This is a genomic window from Paenibacillus sp. FSL L8-0333, assembly GCF_037965665.1.
In the GTDB taxonomy this organism is placed as follows: Bacteria; Bacillota; Bacilli; order Paenibacillales; family Paenibacillaceae; genus Paenibacillus_AQ; species Paenibacillus_AQ odorifer.
The window spans coordinates 735,949-751,980 of record NZ_CP150186.1 but is presented as its reverse complement, the minus strand read 5'-3'; the positions used below and the strand labels follow the sequence as shown (position 1 = coordinate 751,980).

Annotated in this window: 12 protein-coding genes, 2 rRNA genes and 1 riboswitch; of the genes, 2 read left to right on the top strand and 12 right to left on the bottom strand. The window is 47.4% G+C overall.

Annotation, left to right across the window (positions count from 1 at the left end; all coding sequences use genetic code 11):
* Positions 1-137: 137 nt before the first annotated feature.
* The 7 genes from purB to NYE72_RS03255 form a co-directional block, all read right to left on the bottom strand.
* The gene (gene purB, locus NYE72_RS03285) at positions 138-1,433 is read right to left on the bottom strand and encodes an adenylosuccinate lyase (protein WP_042124027.1); all 1,296 of its coding nucleotides are present in this window, start codon (positions 1,431-1,433) and stop codon (positions 138-140) included.
* 5 nt (positions 1,434-1,438) lie between these two features.
* Positions 1,439-2,671, bottom strand: coding sequence for a 5-(carboxyamino)imidazole ribonucleotide synthase (purK, locus tag NYE72_RS03280; protein ID WP_051491162.1), 1,233 nt, complete (start codon positions 2,669-2,671; stop codon positions 1,439-1,441).
* Positions 2,668-3,153: a 5-(carboxyamino)imidazole ribonucleotide mutase gene (gene purE / locus NYE72_RS03275; protein WP_038568659.1), complete on the bottom strand. Its 486-nt coding sequence runs from the start codon at positions 3,151-3,153 to the stop codon at positions 2,668-2,670. Before purE ends, purK begins: the two co-directional genes overlap by 4 nt.
* Before the next feature lie 305 nt (positions 3,154-3,458).
* Positions 3,459-3,560: riboswitch (purine riboswitch) on the bottom strand.
* Positions 3,561-3,793: 233 nt separating this feature from the next.
* Positions 3,794-4,228, bottom strand: coding sequence for a universal stress protein (locus tag NYE72_RS03270; protein WP_036680923.1), 435 nt, complete (start codon positions 4,226-4,228; stop codon positions 3,794-3,796).
* Between the two features lie 40 nt (positions 4,229-4,268).
* Positions 4,269-4,532, bottom strand: coding sequence for a DUF1294 domain-containing protein (locus NYE72_RS03265; protein ID WP_036680925.1), 264 nt, complete (start codon positions 4,530-4,532; stop codon positions 4,269-4,271).
* Positions 4,533-4,623: 91 nt separating this feature from the next.
* Positions 4,624-5,847, bottom strand: coding sequence for an MFS transporter (locus NYE72_RS03260; protein WP_051491163.1), 1,224 nt, complete (start codon positions 5,845-5,847; stop codon positions 4,624-4,626).
* Positions 5,848-6,008: 161 nt separating this feature from the next.
* Complete coding sequence (locus tag NYE72_RS03255; RefSeq protein ID WP_036680927.1) at positions 6,009-8,144, bottom strand: DNA topoisomerase 3; 2,136 nt, start codon at positions 8,142-8,144, stop codon at positions 6,009-6,011.
* 127 nt (positions 8,145-8,271) lie between these two features.
* Between NYE72_RS03255 and tsaA the strand changes: the two genes are divergently transcribed.
* Together tsaA and NYE72_RS03245 are read left to right on the top strand one after the other, a co-directional pair.
* Positions 8,272-8,718 carry a tRNA (N6-threonylcarbamoyladenosine(37)-N6)-methyltransferase TrmO gene (gene tsaA / locus NYE72_RS03250; RefSeq protein ID WP_036680929.1) on the top strand — a complete coding sequence of 149 codons (447 nt, stop codon included), beginning with the start codon at positions 8,272-8,274 and terminating at the stop codon, positions 8,716-8,718.
* 50 nt (positions 8,719-8,768) lie between these two features.
* Positions 8,769-9,686: an AraC family transcriptional regulator gene (locus NYE72_RS03245; RefSeq protein WP_339211274.1), complete on the top strand. Its 918-nt coding sequence runs from the start codon at positions 8,769-8,771 to the stop codon at positions 9,684-9,686.
* Positions 9,687-9,792: 106 nt separating this feature from the next.
* Here the strand turns inward: NYE72_RS03245 and NYE72_RS03240 are convergent, their stop codons facing one another.
* The 5 genes from NYE72_RS03240 to NYE72_RS03220 all read right to left on the bottom strand — a co-directional run bounded on the left by NYE72_RS03240 (position 9,793) and on the right by NYE72_RS03220 (position 15,900).
* Positions 9,793-10,980: a DUF4179 domain-containing protein gene (locus NYE72_RS03240; RefSeq protein WP_076128451.1), complete on the bottom strand. Its 1,188-nt coding sequence runs from the start codon at positions 10,978-10,980 to the stop codon at positions 9,793-9,795.
* Positions 10,955-11,542 carry an RNA polymerase sigma factor gene (locus NYE72_RS03235; protein WP_076128449.1) on the bottom strand — a complete coding sequence of 196 codons (588 nt, stop codon included), beginning with the start codon at positions 11,540-11,542 and terminating at the stop codon, positions 10,955-10,957. Before NYE72_RS03235 ends, NYE72_RS03240 begins: the two co-directional genes overlap by 26 nt.
* 196 nt (positions 11,543-11,738) lie before the next feature.
* Entirely contained in the window at positions 11,739-12,491 is a 753-nt protein-coding gene (locus tag NYE72_RS03230) for an acyl-ACP thioesterase domain-containing protein (protein WP_076148044.1), read from the bottom strand.
* A gap of 238 nt (positions 12,492-12,729) precedes the next feature.
* Positions 12,730-12,846: ribosomal RNA gene (rrf, locus tag NYE72_RS03225) — 5S ribosomal RNA — on the bottom strand.
* A gap of 128 nt (positions 12,847-12,974) precedes the next feature.
* Positions 12,975-15,900 (bottom strand): 23S ribosomal RNA (locus NYE72_RS03220).
* Positions 15,901-16,032: the final 132 nt, after the last annotated feature.

Genomic DNA, 16,032 nt, shown 5'->3' with positions numbered 1-16,032 from the left:
GATAAAGGCGAACGCTAACGCTTCTACAGTTCCAAAATTTCTCTCCGTTCCTTATCGACCAGTTGCATTTCAATTCTGCACAACATTAACCGCTCGTACTATTCCTAGCTCCTTAGTTCACCACTAACTTATCTTTTTTAGATAAGTTCTAGCTTGCGGAAGATGGTATCCACATGCTTAAGGTGCCAAGAAGGGTTAAATGCATCTTCAATCTCTTCTGGGGTGAGGACATTAGTGATTTCAGGTGTAGCTTCCACGATATCACGGAACTGCTTTTGCTCTTCCCAAGCTTGCATCGCACGTGGTTGAACGGTATCGTACGCTTGCTCGCGGCTGAGGCCTTTATCAATCAGCTTGGTTAAGATCCGGCCAGAGAAAGGAACGCCGAAGGTACGGTTCATGTTACGCTTCATATTCTCTGGGAATACAGTCAGGTTCTTCACGATGTTTCCGAAACGGTTCAGCATGTAGTTCAGCAGCATCGTTGCATCCGGAAGGATGATACGTTCCACTGAAGAGTGCGAGATATCGCGTTCATGCCAGAGCGGCACGTTCTCATAAGCTGTAACCATATGTCCGCGAATCACGCGGGACAGACCGGAAATATTCTCGCAGCCAATAGGATTCCGTTTATGCGGCATAGCAGATGAACCCTTTTGACCTTTGGCAAAAGCTTCTTCTACTTCGCGAATCTCACTCTTTTGCAGAGCGCGGATTTCGGTAGCGAATTTGTCTAGCGAGGTTGCTACCAGAGCAAGAGCTGCCATATACTCAGCGTGACGGTCGCGCTGTAGAGTTTGTGTCGAGATCGGTGCAGGGCTTGTACCCAGCTTACGGCAGACAAATTCTTCTACGAATGGATCAATGTTGGCATACGTACCAACGGCTCCGGAGATTTTGCCAAATTGCACACCGTTCGCAGCATGGCGGAAACGCTCCAGGTTACGTTTCATTTCTTCGTACCACAATGCCATTTTCAGACCAAAAGTAGTTGGCTCAGCATGAACCCCATGTGTACGGCCCATCATCGGTGTATCTTTATAAGCAATAGCTTTATCTTTAAGGATCTCAATAAAGTTGATGATATCCTTCTCTAGAATCTCATTCGCTTGACGCAGCAAGTAACCCAGTGCTGTATCCACCACATCTGTGGAAGTAAGGCCGTAGTGTACCCATTTGCGTTCTGCGCCAAGGCTTTCGGAAACCGCACGTGTAAAGGCAATTACGTCATGACGTGTTTCCTGTTCGATTTCATCAATACGTGCGATGTCGAATTTAGCATCCTTACGCAGCTTAGCAGCGTCTTCATGTGGGATGACTCCCAGCTCCGCCCATGCTTCACAAGCGCATATTTCCACTTCCAGCCACGCTTTGAATTTATTCTCCTCAGTCCAAATGGCCCGCATCTCGGGTCTGCTGTAACGTTCGATCATATTCTTTAGTTCCTCCAAAGTTTAGATTGCTCCACCCAGGATAGGCCGTCTCCGGTATCCTTGCACAGCAGATTGATATGACCCATCTTACGACCAGTCTTACTCTCAGTCTTGCCATATATATGAAGCTTAGGTACAATACCCAGCTTATTATCTTTTTCCTCATGTGTACAGGTCGCTTTAATAGCACCATCCAAATGCTGACCTAATACATTTACCATAACTACAGGTGTCAAAAGCGTTGTATCGCCCAGCGGCAGATTACAAATCGCCCGGACATGCTGCTCGAACTGTGAGGTCACGCAAGCATCCATGGTGTAATGGCCGGAATTATGCGGCCTTGGTGCCAGCTCATTGACGAACAATTCACCGTCCGCTGTGACGAACATTTCCACGGCAAGCAGTCCAACCGCATTCAGCCCTGCGATTAAAGTCTCAGCCAGCTCGCAAGCTCTGCGCTGAATGTCTGCTGACACTCTTGCAGGTACAATGGACAGATGCAAAATATTATTTACATGAATGTTCTCAGAAGGCGGGAAGCTTTTGACCTCCCCAGATGCACTACGTGCAGCAACAACGGATATTTCGCATTGAAAAGCTACAAACTTCTCAAGCACCAGCTCCGGAATCACCTCACCGGGTGCAACCTGCCGGAAAGCTTCTTCCAGCTCTTCTTCCTGACGAATCACAGCTTGACCCTTGCCGTCATAACCGCCTGTGGCTGTCTTGAGCACACAAGGTAGTCCAAGTTCAGCCGCCGCCTGTTTTAGCTCCGCAAGGCTGTCCACCTTCCGGTACGGGGCGACCGGAACGCCCGCTGCCTCGATGGCGGCTTTTTCGCGCAGCCGATGCTGCGTGGTATACAGCAGCGCGCTGCCCTGCGGCACGTACGATTCTTCCGCCAGCAGCGCGGCTACGCCCGCGTCGACGTTCTCGAACTCGTACGTGATGACGTCCGCGCGGCGGGCCAGCTCCCGCGCCGCGTCCCGGTCGTTATACGCCGCCGTGATCTGCGGCGTAACTTGACCGCTAGGCGCATCCGGCGCAGGATCCAGCGCCACGAAGCGGTACCCCATGGCGCTGCCGGCCAGCGCCATCATGCGCCCGAGCTGCCCGCCGCCGAGCACGCCGACGGTCGAGCCGGGCAGCAGCGTCCGGACGGTGTCCGCACCGGACGCTTGTGCGGCTGGCGAAGCTGCGCCGCCAGCCTCCTGCAGCTTCAGCTCCTCCGGTCTCATAAGCTGTCGCTGCTTTCCAATACTTCATCGCGGATCGCATCCCGACGCAGCTGCACACGCTGCTGCACTTCAGGGTCGAACGCTCCGATGATCTGTGCGGCCAGCAGGCCTGCATTTACAGCGCCTGCCTTACCAATAGCTACCGTTGCTACCGGTATGCCTCCAGGCATCTGCACGATGGAGAGCAGCGAATCCAGCCCATTAAGTGCTTTCGACTGCACGGGCACTCCAATCACTGGCAGGATTGTCTTTGCAGCCACCATACCCGGCAAATGCGCGGCGCCGCCTGCTCCTGCAATAATCACGCGAATGCCGCGGCCTGCGGCTTCCTCCGCATAGCGGAACATCAAGTCCGGTGTACGGTGCGCGGATACTACCTTCTTCTCATAAGACAATCCCAGCTCTTCCAGCACCCTACAAGCGTGCTCCATCGTATCCCAATCCGACTTACTACCCATGATGACAGCTACCTGCACAGACATGATTCGACCTACCTTCCAATCACTAGTATGAGATATCTTTATCTTGTAAATCCGAACAAGCAGAGACTACATTCTCGTCCTTCAGGGATGACTATCGTTTTCCTTAATAATATAAGGTTGATATATTACGTGTAACTTATTCCTTATATTAAAAAAGCCCGATGTCCAGACGCATTTTGCTGCGGGAGGATCGGACTAGTAAAGGAATTAGGAAAAAACACTCCCGCTTGCCTCTCACCAAACTGGCATTAAGCGCGGAAAGCTGCACAATGCATCACTCCATTATCTGGACTGAACTATCGCATTCTAGCATCCTATTTCCTCGTAGTCCGGTAATTTACGGTTCCCGGGTAGAAACTTCCGGGCCATATTCCCGGTTTTATACGAGCTCTTCATGACATCAGTTTAACAATCCCCTACACATGATGTCAACTCAAACACGAACATTGGTAAAAACACCATAATAAATGTTCGCTTTTGGACGAATTTAAATTCTCAACAACCTTTTATTTTGTCAAGAAAGACTTCTTTCCGTACACTCCTAGCTCTAACACTCTATGTTGTTTAAGCTCCAGAATACGACCTATACTTCCTTAAATTGAAAAAAAGGAACGCTATCAGCGTCCCTTTGAACTCTATATTATTTTACAACCAGCACTGGAATACGAGCGCTTTGTACTACATTATGGCTGACACTGCCCAGAACAAATTCACGTATACCGCCAAGCCCGCGGCTGCCGATAACTATGATGTCTATAGCATTTTCCTTAGCATATTTCAAAATCACTTCCGCAGGAGATCCTTGTAAAAGCTCAACCTCAGCATTCAGGCCTTCAGCCTCAAGGCGTCCCTTCACTTCTTCGGTAGTCTGCACTGCCAAATCATAATATTCTTTATTTACTGAAGCTGGTAGAGGTGCAAGAGCTTCTCCGATAAAAAATCTTGGGAATTCAAATGCGTGTACGACATGCAATATAGAACCTGGTGTGACTTTAGCGAGTTCAATTGCGCGCTCCAATGCTTGATTAGAAGCCTTTGAACCGTCATAGGCTAGCAAAATTTTAGAGAATAACATGTACGCCACCTCTTTTTCTAGTTTGTAATCCTAAAGACTATTATCTTAAAAAATAGCTGTACAAAAAGATATTCAGCAGCAGCAGAAGCGGAATTCCGATCCTGAAGGATGTATGACGCGTCTTGTGGCGCTTACGGTACATGGCAATCAGCACACCTAGTGCGCCGCCCATGGCTGCCAGCAGAAAAAGTGTTTTCTCAGGTACACGTTCCCGCCTTTTGCGGGCTTTGTTCTTGTCCTCGGACATCACTACATACCCGATAATATTAATTACCACAAACCACAACATTACAACCTTGACCATTCTCCCGGGCTCCTCCTCCTTGCTTCCTATCTCTATTATATTCCCCTTTTGCACAAAAAACCAATCATCCTTACACGCTCTGCCAAGTCTATTAAGTTTCTTTTAGCTGCTTCTGCTTCGTATCCTTCATCCATACCCAGGATAAGATTGTAGCCAACGCCGCCGCAATCCCACCTAACCAGAATCCTCCGGTCAAGCCATATACAGAGCTCATCCAACCTGCTACAAATGGCCCTGCTGACATCCCTATCGCATAAACGGCCTGATAGAAACCCATAGCTGTAGCCCGTTTAAAGGGATCTATTTCTGATACCGATTTACTCAACAGCAGCGGAAAAATAAGTCCCTGCATAAAACCATTCCCCACCTGAGTCAGACAAAGTGCCGCTAACGTTGACATAGAGGGAATGAGCAGCGTAAACAGTGCGCTTCCCGCAAAGCCTAGCATAAGCTTCCCTCTATCACCCAGCAGCCCTCCAAACAGACGTGAGCCGTAGAGCGTTGCGATGGCATGCGGAATCATAAAAGCGAGTGTTAGCCAGCCCAAGCTTTCTTTGCTTGCTCCGATATTCAGCGCCTGGTTCGGAGTATATCCGAACATCGTTATAAATAGCACACAGTGTGCCAGCACAGACAACAGTGAGACTTTTACCAGCAAAGGTTCCTTTACGACACCAGCCAGCTCCTTGATCTGTATGGCATTTTGCCGTTTTTCCTGCTTTTGTTCCGGTAACCGAAGCGCAAGAATTAGTGCCGCAATAGCTACAATTCCACCAATCAGGAAGGGGGCATTCCAGCCCCAATGCTCTACCATATAGCCGCTGATCATCATGCTGGTCAATTGGGCGATTACTGTAGTAAATTGCAGCATGCCCATCGCTTTTCCAGCTTCCTCTTTTGGAAAATATCCTGCGAACATCACAGAGTACACAACCCATGCCGATGCTGCTATCCCGGATACCGCACGTGCTGCCAACGCCCAACCCGGCTGTGCTCCCCACATAAAAAGAAAACAGCTGACTCCACTCGCAATCAATCCCAGATAGATAAACGGCCGCCGCCTATTTAAATAATCTGAACCGATGCCAATGGGTATACGGAATAGGATCTGCATTAACCCATATATCCCAAGCACCATACCCACCATAAAATACGATGATCCCAAATGCTCAACATATGGTGAAAGCACCGGCACATAAATATAAGAAGAGAACCAAAACATAAATACAATAACCAAAAAGAAAAACCTGCTGCTTCCTTGCCCCTGTGGGCGATCTGCCGCTTTCAACGGATTCGCCTGCTGCTCAGCTGCCACCTAATCACCTGCTCCACTCATTTGCTTACCATTTTAATTCAAAGCCTATCCGTAGACCACATAAACTTACTAGGATAGAAAAAAGACTACTGAGCACACTCAGCAGCCTTCATTATTCTAATCATTCGTTTTAATTGAAGCTAACCATCCGATGATTCCTACTACTTATCCTTCTTTTGTCCTTCAAGCGCTGCTTTCAGCAGTTCCCCAAGGTTAGAACCAATGCTTTCCTGCTTACTGTATTGCTGCACCAGCTTTTGCTGTTCACGTTTATTAACATGCTTGTGATCCTTATCTAAGGTCTCTGTGATTCCACAGCCTAGACATTGTACGAACATGCCTGCTTTACCCTCTTTAAGCTCCATTTTCTTATGGCACTGTGGGCAGCGGCGATTCGATAGTCTTTTCTCACCTGCACGGGTGTAACCACAGTTATCTGCAGGACATACCAGCAGCTTCCCTCGTTTGCTCTTCTTCTCGAGTAGTCTTGTACCGCATTCCGGACAATGGCTGTTAGAGACATTATGCGGCTTATATTCTGCTCCGCTAGTTTTCACACCTGTTACCAATTCCTGTGCCATACTGCGGATACCTTGTAAAAAGAGCTCCGGTTTGCCTTGACCACGCGCTATTTTCTCCAGCTCAGCTTCCCAACGTGCGGTTAGATCCGGGGTACGTAGCTGAGTGGATACCAGCTCGATTAACTGCTTACCTTTTCCTGTCGGATGCAGGAGATTACCTTGCCGCTCAATCGTATCGGAGCTTACCAGCTTCTCAATAATATCCGCGCGGGTAGCCGGGGTTCCGAGGCCGTGTTTCTCCATTTGCGTCAACAGCGAAGCTTCATTATAACGCTTCGCTGGCTGCGTTCGGCCAGTACGCACCATACAGCGGCTAATCGTGACAGCAGCCCCTTCGCGCAGCTCAGGCAGCTTTACACTGCCCGCTGCCGGCTCGTCCGCAGATTCCTCCTCGTCATCACTACTCATATCTCCGCCGTATACTTCGCGCCAACCGGCATCTTTAACCGTCGTCCCTTTGACATGAAAATTTTCGCCTTCTACATTGACGGTTACAGCTACCGCATCATAACGAGCTGGCGGATAGAACAAGCTTATAAAACGCCGCACAATCAGATCATACAACTTACGTTCCTCAGTACTCAGACCATTTAACAATACGGTCTGTTCTGTAGGAATAATAGCATGGTGATCACTGACTTTACTATCATCCACGATTCGTTTCGTAATCGGCAGCTGCTTGCGCAGCAATGGACGTGCTAACGCTGCATATGGACCGACCGCAACACTATCCAGTCTTTCCTTGAGTGTGCCCGTCATATCTGAAGTTAAGTAACGACTGTCCGTACGCGGGTATGTGACAAGTTTATGCTGCTCATATAACCGCTGCAGCACACTGGAGGTCTGCTTCGCGGAGAAGCCGAACTTCCGGTTCGCATCACGCTGCAGTTCAGTCAGATCATAAGCCAGTGGATGAGGTTCACTTTTCTCACTCTTCTGTACCTTAATAATACGGCCGCTGCGTCCTGTAAGCTTATCCTTTAAGCTGGCTGTCTTATCCTTTTCGAATATCCGACCATCACCGTTACTGGCCCGCCATGCCGCTTGGAAATCCCCAAAATCAGCAGTCAGCGTCTCAAAATCGACGGAACGGAAACCCGTAATCTCCTGTTCACGATCCATAATCATCCCTAATGTCGGCGTTTGTACCCGTCCCGCTGAGAGCGGCGAACCGAACTTACAGGTCAAAGCTCTCGTGACATTCAGTCCAATCATCCAATCCGCCTCTGCGCGGCAACGTGCAGATTCATACAACCGATCAAATTCCCGACCCGGATGGAGTTTTGCAAATCCCTCTTTAATTGCCTTATCAGTCTGCGAGGATATCCATAACCGCCGGAATGGCTTCTTCCACCCTGCCATATTCATAATCCAGCGAGCCAGCAGCTCCCCTTCACGGGCAGCATCTGTAGCAACAATAAGCTCCTCAATGTCCTGACGTTTCATTAGATGCTGGACAGCCTTGTATTGCTGGTTGGTCTCCCGCAGCACCTTCAGCTTGGTCTTCTCCGGCAAAATCGGCAGATCCTCCAAGGCCCAAGTTGCAAACTTTTTATTATAATCCTCAGGCTCTGCCAGGCCGACCAAATGACCAAGCGCCCAGGTAACCACATATTTTGGACCTTCAATATAACTCTTCTGTTTATTATTACATCCCATGACCCGTGCAATCTCGCGTGCAACAGACGGCTTCTCCGCCAGTACTAGTGTCTTCATAATGCTCCCCTTTCCACATCAAATTTCATTATAGCATTAAATGAATGTTAGCAAATATCGTCAGGCTTTACCGTATGCCTCTGTTATACACTAGATCATATCTGATACCCGAAAGGAGTCATAGTCAATGTATGAACAAGAAAGCTATAATATAGTACCTATAGGATGGGTTAGAGGTACAGCACAAAATTTGCGGCTTGAAATCAACCCGGAATTCAGACCGGCGCTTAAAGGTTTATCTCAGTTTAGTCATTGCCAAGTGCTTTGGTGGCTGCATGAGTTTGCAGATGATCATTTCCGCCAGACTACACAGATTCAGCCTCCTTATGATGCGACCTTAACTGGAGTATTCGCTTCCCGTTCCCCTATTCGCCCTAATCCGATTGGGCTAAGTGTAGCAGCAATCCTGTCTGTCGATGTAGACTCTGGAATAGTAGAGGTGGCCGGGCTTGATGCCTATCCGGGTACACCGGTTCTCGACATCAAAGCCTATTTTCCTAGTGCAGATCGCGTAATGGAAGTGACTGTTCCCGATTGGGCTGCTGCTTGGGGCGACTGGACAGCAAATAATTGAAGTAATCGTGCTAGACACCATTTCTATTAACTGTTATGGGAGGACATCTCTTGAACAATCGCCAACTAATCATTCAAGCCTTAGATCTCATTGAGGATCGCTTAACCACGTTTCTTCCTGTAGCTGTCCTCTCCAAAGAAATGGGATACTCCCTTTATCATTTCACCCGTCTATTTCAAGCAGTCACTGGGATAGCACCCGGCGACTATATAGCCAGACGCAAAATCACTGAAGCAGCCTTGGACATTCATAGAATGCCAGAGCGCTCACTCCAGGACATCTCATTAGACTATAACTTTAGTAACTATGAGACCTTTACCCGTGCCTTCAAAAGAATGCTGCACACGACTCCCTCTCTTGTTCGAAAAAGACTTACTGAAACGAAACTCCCTTTGCTCTCTAGACTATATGAACAGGATCTACTTCAATTCCTTTCTGATAGTGATCTCTCCCCCCAGCTCGTTGATTTCGGGGAAATTATACTTCAAGGACCTGTAGTTAAAGTAGACCATGATTTCTCCGTCATTTCTGATACTTGGCCTTTGCTTTTCAATAAGGTAGCCACTATATCGGATAGAATACAGCCTGAAAAATATTATCAGCTTGGCTTCTGGCCAGATGACTATGAGAGTAATGGGTTTTCGATCATGTGTGCCTGCGAACTTAGTCCTATAAAAGCAGACCACAATCAGACTTTCCCCCTTCAGATCTTACCACCCATACGTTATCTGAAATTCATCCATAAAGGCCGCTCTTGTGGTATCCCTTCTACCTATAAATATATCTACGGAATCTGGCTGCCGAAAACAGAATACAGGATGTCCATTTCATTTGAATTGGAATATTATGGTGAATTGTACCTTGGACCAGATAACGAAAACTCGGTGAGTGAAATCTACATTCCGTTAGATTTTTTACAAGAAAAGACTACGTTGTCGTCTTTTATAGATGACAACCGTTACTCTTAGAAATATAAAGATATTATAGTTTTGTAGCTTATAAATTCTCATTTTTAACAAAAAGCCCGTATCTGCTATGCAGACACGGGCTTCTTTTTGCTTATGGAATTAATAGTTACTTTTGCTCCACCTGAATCGTTTGTTCAAGCTCCGGATAATAATGTTTAACTTGTTTTCCTTCTTCATCCCTTAATGCTTTATGGTTTTCATCAATGGAGTAAGTAAACGGCTTAACTGTAATTGTCTTTGGTGTTTGCGCGAACGGAATGAAATCTTTGTCTACCAAAGGATAGACTATAGCTGGCAAGTTAAATGACCCACCCGATGAGAACGCATTGCCTAGTTCATCAACAATTTCATAGAACATTTCAGAGGTTGTGTATCCATCCTTTTCTTTCACAGTTGGCGCTTTACCTTCTTCGCTGAGCTGTAATCTGCTTGTGGCTGGAGTTAATTCCAGCTTGGTAATCGTATAACTGAATTCTTCTGCCTCTTTTGTTTGGTTCAGATCAAGCTTGATAATTCCTTCCGTTACTTTTTTCACCGGCACCTTGATTACAAAAGGCTCTGCAATTTGTGTAACCGGCACACTGATGCTTAATTCAAATTCATCCCCCAAAGCCTCTATATTATTTAGATTTCTGTAATCGTATAAAATAGCATTCTTTTTTCCCTCAACATCACCAAAAGATGACATTTGGCTCTCCAGTTTTTTCCCATTCGGCAATTTCACTTCTGCTGAACCCAACAACCCTTTTTCGGACTGGTTCATTGTCACTTTCGCATGTTGTTCTGTTAGCGATGGATCGAACTCAATCGGTTCAATAATCATCTCAGCCATCATCTTATCATTATCAATGCCTTCCCGTTCAATCGCAAAAGCCAACCGCGAGCCGTCATAATAGGCATCGGTAACCTTTAAGGTCACTCCATCATGGGTAACGCTTTGGTTAGGGGCAGTAGATAATCCTTTTTCCTCAGCAGCATTTAGACCTTTATCGTCAATCCCCTTAAAAATACTTCCTACAACAGGAATCTGCTTCAATGTTTCAGCCATGACCGGGGATACAAATCCGCTACCGATTATCCCCGCACCCAACACTGCTGCTGCCGAGGCAGCCACCAATGATTTTTTCAGAAACTTATTTCCATTCTTTCTTGACGCTCGTTTTTCCATTCCCTCGTCTCCTATTCGCTTCATAATTGAATCGCTGAAACTGTCTACCGGCATTTCATGATTTTGGAATGTTTGACGAATGTGCTCCATCTTCTGACTTTCAGTTCGATCTTGCCATTTCTCCATGAGGGCTGCCTCCTTCATTCATTCTTTGCCGGACTAACTTTTTGCGTAGACGTTCAAATTTCTTGCGTAAAGTAGCTGAATTACAATCCATAATCTGACCCATTTCTTCAAAGCTGTACTGCTCAACCACCTTAAGAATCAGGAGATTGCTCTCTTCGGCTGTCAGGTCATCCATAAATAACTTCTGCAATGGCTCCTCATCGTTAGGATTATAATAGGCTTTGGGCTGCTGCTCTTTATATAGCGACAACAGACGGTTTCTTCGCTTGCGTTTGCGAACCTGATCCAGACAATGATGATAGGCCACTTTATACAACCATGCACTAAAAGAGACTCGTTTCTCATAACGTCTGAGTTCCTGATACACTTTTACAAATATATCTTGCACAGCATCCTCTGCTTCTTCATGACTTCTCAAAATATAATAGCAATACGTATAAATCTTTCTTTCATAGGCTTGTATTATAGTTCTATAGGCTTCGCGGTTACCCGCAAGAACCTGATCGATAGCCTCTTCAATTATTGTTTGATTCACTTGGACCCCGGGGCTGCGACGTTCCAAAGAATCACCTCCTTGTTATTGACTACAACTATATAACGAATGTGATCCCTTTAATTGTGACAGGCTCAAAAAAATTTTCCAAATATGTTAGAAACATCATCCGTTTTCAATAAAAAAAGCGATTGCCCCGATTGATGTTCGGAGAAATCGCTTTTATAATAATATTCCATATTTATAAATTACTTACTTATTCGTACTATTTGACACTTTTTAACGCTATACATGCTTCAAAATACACAGTATCACTATTCTGACCGCGTACATATATACCATCATCCGTTACAGCTGAACGTAAAATAGTCAGTTCATCCCCAAACTTAGCTTCTTGTAGATAAGTAATCCGGAAGCGTGTGAACTCTGCATTATCCCATTCCGCTAAAGTGAGCGCATCACAACATAAATCCCCGTATCGGGCATTATTCAAATGTCCGTTGCTATCCAGCCCACTATATCTTACCTGATACCGATAAGCTTCTTCCATAGTAATATCAGAAGGGATCGTTACCTTAACAGGCATATCGCCTACTGAATCGCCATTATAGTGCTTAACCTGAACTGGAAGGGCATTCGGTCTAAGTATCTTTCTCTTCTCAATATCTACTAAAGCCCATATGGATCGTGCTGTGGCGATTTCTATATGATCTGCATCGAAAATACGATAATCCCGTTGCCACAGTGCCCCTTTAGTGCCTTTACTCCAGGTATGTACGCTAAGCACATCATTTGGGCGGGGAATACGCTTAAAATCAAGATCTAACGTAATCATCATCCAGCCCATTCCTGCATTCAGAATCTCTTCCACACTTATCCCCAAATTACCCACTGCGAAGTCTGCCGCACATTGCATGATATCCAGAATAAAGGATAACTTACCCTGCGAACGATAATCCGTGTCGCTCGCATGTACAGAAAAATCTTCTATCCACACAAGATTGCTACTGTTGTCCATTGTTTATCCTCCTGCCATGCAAAATATCCTTGCATTTACTTGAAGTATCCACATATACCACTGCTCTATCCACATAAATTGGGGACTACTTTCATTTTTGAATATATTTTATTATTTCATCCACATGTTAGTAACTTTTATAATTTCGTTAATTCCCCATAACTTATCCACATTATTTAAATTAAGCGATAAAGGGAACAAAAAAGCCATTGTTGATAAATCAACAATGGCTTCGTGTGCTTGGCAACGTCCTACTCTCCCAGGACCCTTCGGTCCAAGTACCATCGGCGCTGGAGGGCTTAACGGTCGTGTTCGGGATGGGTACGCGTGGAACCCCTCCGCTATCGCCACCAAACATGCGTCTGTGAAACAGACGCTGCCGCGTGAAATTCGGTTCATCACCAGAAGTGACAATGAATTTCTAAGCGTATTTCAGGCTTGATGCCTGAAAACTGAATCCGAAACGAATCTGCATTCTAAGTATAGGATAAGCCCTCGACCGATTAGTATTGGTCAGCTCCATGCATTGCTGCACTTCCACCTCCAACCTATCTACCTCGTCGTCTTCAAGGGGTCTTACTAATTGGGAAATCTCATCTTGAGGGGGGCTTCACGCTTAGATGCTTTCAGCGCTTATCCCGTCCGTACGTAGCTACCCAGCCATGCTCCTGGCGGAACAACTGGTGCACCAGCGGTACGTCCATCCCGGTCCTCTCGTACTAAGGACAGCTCCTCTCAAATTTCCTGCGCCCACGACAGATAGGGACCGAACTGTCTCACGACGTTCTGAACCCAGCTCGCGTACCGCTTTAATGGGCGAACAGCCCAACCCTTGGGACCTACTTCAGCCCCAGGATGCGATGAGCCGACATCGAGGTGCCAAACCTCCCCGTCGATGTGGACTCTTGGGGGAGATAAGCCTGTTATCCCCAGGGTAGCTTTTATCCGTTGAGCGATGGCCCTTCCATGCGGTACCACCGGATCACTAAGTCCGACTTTCGTCCCTGCTCGACTTGTAGGTCTCGCAGTCAAGCTCCCTTATGCCTTTGCACTCTGCGAATGATTTCCAACCATTCTGAGGGAACCTTGGAACGCCTCCGTTACTCTTTAGGAGGCGACCGCCCCAGTCAAACTGCCCGCCTGACACGGTCCCCGTACCCGATAAGGGCACTAGGTTAGAACCTAGATACGATCAGGGTGGTATCCCAACGGCGCCTCCACCGAAGCTTGCGCTCCGATTTCTACGGCTCCCACCTATCCTGTACAGATCGTACCCAAATTCAATATCAAGCTGCAGTAAAGCTCCATGGGGTCTTTCCGTCTTGTCGCGGGTAACCTGCATCTTCACAGGTATTAAAATTTCACCGGATCTCTCGTTGAGACAGCGCCCAAGTCGTTACGCCATTCGTGCGGGTCAGAATTTACCTGACAAGGAATTTCGCTACCTTAGGACCGTTATAGTTACGGCCGCCGTTTACTGGGGCTTCGGTTCATAGCTTCGGGTTACCCCTAACCACTCCCCTTAACCTTCCAGCACCGGGCAGGCGTCAGCCCGTATACTTCGCCTTGCGGCTTCGCACAGACCTGTGTTTTTGCTAAACAGTCGCTTGGGCCTTTTCACTGCGGCCCCCTCGTGCTATTCACACTACCGGGGCACCCCTTCTCCCGAAGTTACGGGGTCATTTTGCCGAGTTCCTTAACGAGAGTTCTTCCGCGCGCCTTAGAATTCTCTTCTCGCCTACCTGTGTCGGTTTGCGGTACGGGCACCTTCTCCTGGCTAGAGGCTTTTCTTGGCAGTGTGAGATCATGACCTTCGCTACTATAATTTTCGCTCCCCATCACAGCCCAGCCTTAACGATGTGCGGATTTGCCTACACATCAGCCTCACTGCTTAGACGGACATCCATCAGTCCGCGTCACTACCCTCCTGCGTCACCCCATCGCTCATAGCGGATTACGGTGGTACAGTAATTTCAAACTGTTGTCCTTCGACTACGCCTTTCGGCCTCGCCTTAGGTCCCGACTTACCCTGAGCGGACGAGCCTTCCTCAGGAAACCTTGGGCTTTCGGCGGATCAGATTCTCACTGATCTTTTCGTTACTCATACCGGCATTCTCACTTGTGTAGTGTCCAGCGCTCTTTTCAGTACACCTTCAACCCCTACACAACGCTCCCCTACCCCAGATACATAGTATCTAGCCATAGCTTCGGTGGTGTGTTTAGCCCCGTTACATTTTCGGCGCAGAGTCACTCGACCAGTGAGCTATTACGCACTCTTTCAATGGTGGCTGCTTCTAAGCCAACATCCTGGTTGTCTGTGCAACTCCACATCCTTTCCCACTTAACACACACTTGGGGACCTTAGCTGATGGTCTGGGCTGTTTCCCTTTTGACAATGGATCTTAGCACTCACTGTCTGACTCCCGGCAATAAGTATATGGCATTCGGAGTTTGACTGAGCTTGGTAATCCTTGCGGACCCCGCACCCAATCAGTGCTCTACCTCCACTACTCTTATACCGAGGCTAGCCCTAAAGCTATTTCGGGGAGAACCAGCTATCTCCGAGTTCGATTGGAATTTCTCCGCTACCCCCACCTCATCCCCGCACTTTTCAACGTACGTGGGTTCGGGCCTCCAGTGCGTGTTACCGCACCTTCACCCTGGACAGGGGTAGATCACACGGTTTCGGGTCTACGTCCACATACTAATTCGCCCTATTCAGACTCGCTTTCGCTGCGGCTCCACCTTCTCGGCTTAACCTTGCATGTTAAACGTAACTCGCCGGTTCATTCTACAAAAGGCACGCCATCACCCATAGATCGGGCTCTGACTTTTTGTAAGCACACGGTTTCAGGTTCTATTTCACTCCCCTTCCGGGGTGCTTTTCACCTTTCCCTCACGGTACTGTTTCACTATCGGTCGCCAGGTAGTATTTAGCCTTAGCAGATGGTCCTGCTGGATTCATACGGGGTTTCACGTGCCCCGCACTACTCGGGATCCGTCTCGGAGAGAACACAGTTTAGGTTACAGGGCTTTTACCTCTATCGCGGGCCTTTCCAGACCTCTTCACCTACCATATTCCTTTGTAACTCCATGTGAGACGTCCCACAACCCCTAAGAGCAAGCTCTTAGGTTTAGGCTGTTCCGCGTTCGCTCGCCGCTACTGACGGAATCACTATTGTTTTCTCTTCCTCAGGGTACTTAGATGTTTCAGTTCCCCTGGTCTGCCTCTACACACCCTATGTATTCAGGTATGAGTAACTGCGAATTACCACAGCTGGGTTTCCCCATTCGGACACCCCCGGATCAAAGCTTGCTTACAGCTCCCCGAGGCAGTTTCGTTGTTCGCCACGTCCTTCGTCGGCTCCTGGCGCCTAGGCATCCTCCGTGTGCTCTTATTAGCTTAACCTTGATTTTTCCGCAGGAAAATATCATACGATGACATTCTCTTTTGGAATCATCTCACTAATAACATTTACTTGTTTGCACAAGTTGCTAAAAGATGTTCTAAAACGCAAATTCGTTTCGGTATCCAGTTTTC

Excerpts from the sequence above, each read along its gene's own strand:
- purB (WP_042124027.1), bottom strand. The coding sequence starts at position 1,433 with ATGATCGAACGTTACAGCAGACCCGAGATGCGGGCCATTTGGACTGAG.
- purK (WP_051491162.1), bottom strand. The coding sequence starts at position 2,671 with ATGAGACCGGAGGAGCTGAAGCTGCAGGAGGCTGGCGGCGCAGCTTCG.
- purE (WP_038568659.1), bottom strand. The coding sequence starts at position 3,153 with ATGTCTGTGCAGGTAGCTGTCATCATGGGTAGTAAGTCGGATTGGGAT.
- NYE72_RS03270 (WP_036680923.1), bottom strand. The coding sequence starts at position 4,228 with ATGTTATTCTCTAAAATTTTGCTAGCCTATGACGGTTCAAAGGCTTCT.
- NYE72_RS03265 (WP_036680925.1), bottom strand. The coding sequence starts at position 4,532 with ATGGTCAAGGTTGTAATGTTGTGGTTTGTGGTAATTAATATTATCGGG.
- NYE72_RS03255 (WP_036680927.1), bottom strand. The coding sequence starts at position 8,144 with ATGAAGACACTAGTACTGGCGGAGAAGCCGTCTGTTGCACGCGAGATT.
- tsaA (WP_036680929.1), top strand. The coding sequence starts at position 8,272 with ATGTATGAACAAGAAAGCTATAATATAGTACCTATAGGATGGGTTAGA.
- NYE72_RS03240 (WP_076128451.1), bottom strand. The coding sequence starts at position 10,980 with ATGGAGAAATGGCAAGATCGAACTGAAAGTCAGAAGATGGAGCACATT.
- NYE72_RS03230 (WP_076148044.1), bottom strand. The coding sequence starts at position 12,491 with ATGGACAACAGTAGCAATCTTGTGTGGATAGAAGATTTTTCTGTACAT.